Origin of the sequence: Nesterenkonia sp. PF2B19, from assembly GCF_001758425.2 — a bacterium.
Taxonomy (GTDB): Bacteria; Actinomycetota; Actinomycetes; order Actinomycetales; family Micrococcaceae; genus Nesterenkonia; species Nesterenkonia aethiopica.
In genome coordinates this window covers 1-5,597 of record NZ_MDSS02000099.1, presented here as the reverse complement: position 1 = coordinate 5,597, position 5,597 = coordinate 1, and the positions used below count along the sequence as shown (strand labels likewise).

Annotated in this window: 5 protein-coding genes; all 5 read right to left on the bottom strand. The window is 69.4% G+C overall.

Translation table 11 applies throughout. The features are described from left to right. Positions 1-444: 444 nt before the first annotated feature. Positions 445-639, bottom strand: a complete 195-nt coding sequence (locus tag BCY76_RS16815; RefSeq protein WP_139827866.1) for a hypothetical protein — start codon at positions 637-639, stop codon at positions 445-447. Beyond that, on the bottom strand, positions 636-1,919 hold the full coding sequence (locus BCY76_RS16810; RefSeq protein ID WP_085437948.1) for a maltokinase N-terminal cap-like domain-containing protein: 1,284 nt from the start codon (positions 1,917-1,919) through the stop codon (positions 636-638). The genes BCY76_RS16815 and BCY76_RS16810 overlap by 4 nt, the downstream gene beginning before the upstream one ends. A 94-nt stretch (positions 1,920-2,013) precedes the next feature. Beyond that, positions 2,014-3,009: a 23S rRNA (guanosine(2251)-2'-O)-methyltransferase RlmB gene (gene rlmB, locus BCY76_RS16805; RefSeq protein WP_070158960.1), complete on the bottom strand. Its 996-nt coding sequence runs from the start codon at positions 3,007-3,009 to the stop codon at positions 2,014-2,016. After that, a complete protein-coding gene (gene cysS, locus BCY76_RS16800) occupies positions 3,002-4,468 on the bottom strand; it encodes a cysteine--tRNA ligase (RefSeq protein ID WP_085437947.1) in 1,467 nt (488 codons plus the stop codon). Before cysS ends, rlmB begins: the two co-directional genes overlap by 8 nt. A 9-nt stretch (positions 4,469-4,477) precedes the next feature. Further along, the coding region (gene ispF / locus BCY76_RS16795) for a 2-C-methyl-D-erythritol 2,4-cyclodiphosphate synthase (protein ID WP_070158959.1) at positions 4,478-5,597 on the bottom strand (1,120 nt) is incomplete at its 5' end.

The following is a 5,597-nucleotide window of genomic DNA, read 5'->3' as shown; positions in this document are numbered from 1 at the left end:
GCCGCCAACCTAGAATATCATATCATATTCTCTGTTGTCAATTTTCGCTTTCCGGATCGCTCCGAAGCAACTTTTCTATCCTAGAACATCTCGTTTCCGATTGTCAAACCCGGTCCCGAGCCGCCCTCCGGACAGCAACTTCTCTATCTTACCTGATCCATCCTGCTTGTCAAACCCGCTCGATCCGAGCTGCTCGATCTCATCAGGATGGCCTCGAAGACTTCGAAGCCTGCGCCAGGCCCGTCGGCCTTGCCGTCGTCCCCGGCGCGGAATGAAACTCTAGCACCATCTCTGAGCGAATGTAAACTCGGCGTGAACAGCGCCCCGAATTCCGTGCCAGCACTGGGATCCAGCCCTGTCAGTGCCCCTCTCCGGGAGCTGCACGCGGATGAGACCGTGGTCACAATTCGCGACGCACGGCTGACGCTCGCGACATCCCCCTGGTCAAGACTCCGCCTGCAGCAGCATCGAGGGCCGGAAGACCCACTGCCCCTGCCAGCGGGAGAACAGGTCCATCGCTTCAGAGAGCATGGCCGCTCGGAAGAACACCGAGTCCACTCCGGTGGTGTCTGCCTCAGACTGCCGGTAGCCCTCAAGGAACACCTCGGAGACGTCCTCGTACCACTGTCCGAAGTTCACCGCGTCCACCTCGGCCGGCTTCTTGCCTGGTGGCCCTCGCTCGCGGCTTCCATCACCACGTTGGCGAAGGACATCAGCATGGTGACGACGTCCCGCAGCGGCAGAGCCTGGTCTGCCATGCCGCCGTCCTCATTGAAGATCCATCGCTCCGACTCCGGATCCGCCAGGTGGGTGTGCGCCAGGCCCAAGGCTCCATGGATGCGCTGCACCTGCAGAGGCTCGTCGACCTCTCGCAGCTCGGAGAGCATCAGGTCGACGACCTCCGCCATGTCCGTGCGCTCATCGTCGTCGAACTCCTCACGGACCTGCTCCCAGTGGGCCCGCAGATCGGTGCGTGCCTGGTCCGCCATCACCTTCAGCTGCTCCCGGCTCTGCGGGTGCCCGCCGAACGCCGTCGCCAGGTCCGCGTGGAAGTCACCCAGGGCACGACCCATCCGCCGAGCCAGGCGCTTGAAGGTCTTCCCCTCTGCCATCGCCTTCCTGGCCAAGGTCCGTCCATCGGGGGCTTGGCCGATCGCCTCCCGGATGATCGCCAGGTCACCTGTGGCCCAGGCCTCCTCCACGCCTTCTGCCAGTGCGGCCGTGCGGTCCTCCCACGAACAGCTCACCACGCCGAGCACCTTCGCGATCGAGGACGAGTCGGACTCGGTCAGCGTCATCGCGGTCTCGAGCTCGATGTCCCGCACGGAACGGGGGCGTCGCTGGAACTCCACCACGGCGCGCTGGGACAGACCGGCGTCGTCGGAGAGCCCCTCAGGGGTGACCATCGTGCGGGTCACCGGGCGGAGCTTCGACTCGCTCGCCGTCCGGCGCAGCTGGACGGTGAAAGGGGACCACTGATCGAACCCGGCCATGGCCTCTCCCCTGGACCGCCCATTGCGACTGCCCTGCCGGCGTCGTGCCATCTCCAGCCAGGCGGCCAGGAAGGCGCGGTCCCGGGCGCCGTCGTACAGCCACACCTCAGCGCCGTCGGCTCGGGCCAGCCGGCCGATGAAGGCGTTCTTCCCCGCCAGGGCGGAGGGCCGACTGCGCACGGCCACCGGAACGGCGACCTGGTCACGGTGACGCTCCCGTCGAGAGGCGACGTGGTCCACGTCGAAGACGTGCACCTCCAGGAACAGCTCCGGGTCGGCATCGCCGGCGGGAGTCGGAAGGCGGAGACCGCCCACGCGGGTGAAGACGCGACGACCTCGGCGCGCAGGGAACCACGGCTGGTGGACCAGCCAGTTCTCCATGACTTCCAGGAAGCCAGGCTGCTCCTCACCACGCACTCGCGCCATCCGTGCCTCCTCACACCTCAGATCCGGACGGGCCTGCCCGCCCCCTCACCGACGTTACCGCAGGGTGACCCCGATCTCGTGGCGATCCGCGCGCTCAGTCGGCACGCCGACGACGCATCGCCACCTCATACAGGGAGATCCCCACCGCCATGGAGGCGTTCAGCGACTCGGTCGATGAGGCGATCGGCACCGAGACGATCTGGTCGCAGGTCTCGCGCACCAGACGCGACAGCCCGCGGCCCTCCGAGCCCACCACCAGGATGATCGGTTCGAGCGCCAGCTCCAGCCCTGGCAGTTCGACCTCTCCGCCGCCGTCGAGCCCCAGGACGAAGTATCCCTGATCCTTGGCCTCCTTCAGCGCCTGAGTCAGGTTCTTGGCACGGGCCACGGGGATCCGTGCCGCCGCCCCGGCCGAGGTCTTCCACGCCGTGGCGGTGACGCCGGCGCTGCGACGCTCCGGGATCATCACGGCGTCGGCGTCGAAGGCCGCCGAGGCACGGAGGATGGCGCCCAGGTTACGAGGGTCCGTGATCGAATCGCAGGCCACCAGCAGCGGCTGATGCGGGATGTGGCCCTTCTTCGCGCTCTCCAGGAGGGACTCGGTCAGCTCCACCGGGTCGGCGTAGTCATAGGGCTCCAGCACCAGAGCAACGCCCTGGTGGACGGCGTCGCCGGTGGTGGTGTCCAGCTGACGGCGCGCCACCTCCTTGACACGCACACCCTGCTCCGCGGCATGGCGCAGTGCGTCACGCACCCGTCCGTCCGAGTCGATGTCGGTGGCGATGTGCAGCTCGCGGGCCGGCACCCGTTCGGCCAACGCCTCGACCACCGCGTTGCGCCCGGCGACGACGTCATCGGCTCCGTGCCCGGAGCCGCGCCGGCCGCGGGACTGCTGCTGAGTCTGCTTGGCCTGGGCGCGCTCCGCCAGCTTCTTCTGCCGGTGGGCCTTGTGATAGACCCGGTCCTCCGCCTTCGGAGTGGGGCCCTTGCCTTCGAGCTTGCGGCGCCCCTGCCCGCCGGAGCCGACGACGGCTCCCTTCTTCTGCTTCTTCCGCACTGCGGCGGACTTCGGTCGAGAGTCCTTAGCCATGAGCGGCCTCCTTGTCGGTTCCACGGGCCAGCGACCAGCGGGCGCCGTCGCGGGAGTCCTCGATCTGCACCCCGACCGCCGTCAGCCGGTCACGGATGGCGTCCGCGCGCGCATAGTCCTTCGCCGCCTTGGCCTCGGCCCGTTCCTCGAGCAGACCCTCCACCAGGGAAGCGAGGGCGGCGTGGCCGGCGTCGTCCGCAGCGCGGCTCGGGGACGGGACGTCCAGCAGGCCGAGCACCGAGGCCATCGTCGCCACCTCCCGAGCACGGGCGACGGCCGTGCCGCGGTCTCCCGCATCCCAGGCGGTGTTGCCGGCCCTGACAGTGTCGTGCAGCACCGCCAGGGCCGCAGGCACGTTGAGGTCGTCGTCCATCGCCGCGGCGAACCCCTCGGGCACGGCATCGCCGGGAGCGATCTCCTCGACCTCGCCTGCACGGGCGAGGAAGGTCTCGATGCGGTCGACGGCGGCCTCGGCCTCAGCCAGGGAGCTCGGCCGGTAGTCCAGCTGGGAGCGGTACTGCGCCTGACCCAGGAAATACCGCACCGCCACCGGTCGGGCCGACGCCAGCATCTCCTCTGGAGAGATCGTGTTGCCCACCGACTTGGACATCTTCTCGCCCTCGTAGGTGACCATGCCGTTGTGCAGCCAGTAGCGGGCGAAGCCGTCGCCGGCCGCGGCCGACTGGGCCAGTTCGTTCTCATGGTGCGGGAAGCGCAGATCCAGGCCGCCGCCGTGGATGTCAAAGGTCGGACCCAGGTACTTGGTGGACATCGCGGAGCATTCCAGATGCCAGCCCGGCCGACCACGACCCCAGGGCGAGTCCCAGGAGGCAGACTCCGGCTCCCCGTCCTTATGTCCCTTCCACAGCGCGAAGTCGCGCGGATCCCGTTTGCCGCGCGGATCAGCATCGGGGGCGTCCTGCATGTCCTCCACCCGCTGGCGGGTCAGCTCCCCGTAGGCGGGCCAGGAACGGACGTCGAAATAGACGTCGCCGGAGTCGTCGGTGGTCGGATAGGCGTGGCCGGCGTCGATCAGCCGGCGGATGAGCGTGAACATCTCTGTCATGTGGCCCGTGGCGCGCGGCTCATACCGGGGCCGACGCACACCCAGGGCGTCATAGGCCTCATGGAAGGCCTGCTCGAAGCGATAGGCCAGGGCGAACCAGGGCTCCCCCGCCGGGTAGTCCTCATCCGGCACGAAGTCCGCGGCATACGACGCGGCAGACTTCTCCAGGATCTTGTCATCGATGTCGGTGACGTTGCGGACGGACAGGACGTCGTATCCACTGTGCTCGAGCCAGCGCACCAGGATGTCGAAGGCCACCGCCGAGCGGACGTGGCCCACATGCGGGCGGCCCTGCACGGTGGCCCCGCAGTAGTACAGCGAGACCCGTCCCGGCTGGAGGGGCTCGAAGTCGCGGACGGTCGCCGTCTTGGTGTCATAGAGTCGCAGTGCCACGGGGAAAGCCTAACTGACCGCTGGCGACGGGGACTGCGGGATCAGCACGGCAGTGGCGGTGGCCAGCACACCCTCGCCGCGGCCGGTGAAGCCCAGCCCGTCCGAGGTGGTCGCGCTGAGCGCTACCGGGGCCCCGGCCGCCGCCGAGAGCACCCGCTGCGCCTCCTCGCGCCGCGGACCGAACTTGGGGCGCCTCGCCACGAACTGCACCGAGATGCTGCCGATCTCGAATCCTGCCTCACGCACGATCCGCGCCGCCTCCTCCAACAGTCGCACACCGGAGGCTCCCTCCATGTCCTCCCGGTCCGTGCCCAGGGTGTCCGCCCCGAAGTGCACGCCGAGGTCTCCGACACCGGCTGCGCTGAACAGGGCGTCGCAGGCGGCATGGGCGACCGCGTCGCCGTCGGAATGCCCGGTGAGTCCCTGCTCGCCGGGCCAATGCAGGCCCGCCAGCCAGAGCTCCCGAGGCTCCCCCGCCGATGCCACAGCGTGGACGTCATGCCCGATGCCGACCCGCGGGACGACCACGGCCGGGGGCCTCCCCGCAGGGTCCGTGCCCGGCGAGGACGGCTCAGAGCCGTGCTCGGCGAGCAGCGCCTCGGCGGCCAGCAGATCCGCCGGAGTCGTGATCTTCAGCGCACGGGCGTCCCCGGAGACCACGGCGACGTCGACCCCGAGGGCCTCAGCGACCATGGCCTCATCGGTCAGCGCCTCGGCCTCCTCCGCCTTCAGCTCCCCCAGATGGGCGAAGGCCCGCAGCAGGAACTCCAGGGTGAAGCCCTGCGGCGTCTGCACAGCCCGCAGCTCGGCCCGAGGCAGGGTCTCGCGCACCTGCTCGGCCTGCTCCGAGTGGTGGCCGAGGCGTCCGGCCGGATCGACACGCTTGATCGTGTCCGTCACGGGGACCGCTGGCACGACGGCGACCGAACCGGCCTCCACCTGTCGGGCCACCCGCTCGGCGACGTCCGCGGGGGTCAGCGGCCGGGCGGCGTCGTGGACCAGGACGGTCAGGGAGCGTTCATCCCACCCATGGTGCCGGGCCTGCTCGGCCACGGCGTCCACACCACGCGCCACGGAGGCGGGACGGGAGGGGCCGCCGTCGCGGACGATCACCGGGATGCCCGCGCGG

Coding starts and splice junctions, on each gene's coding strand:
- rlmB (WP_070158960.1), bottom strand. CDS start 3,009: ATGGCTAAGGACTCTCGACCGAAGTCCGCCGCAGTGCGGAAGAAGCAG.
- BCY76_RS16810 (WP_085437948.1), bottom strand. CDS start 1,919: ATGGCGCGAGTGCGTGGTGAGGAGCAGCCTGGCTTCCTGGAAGTCATG.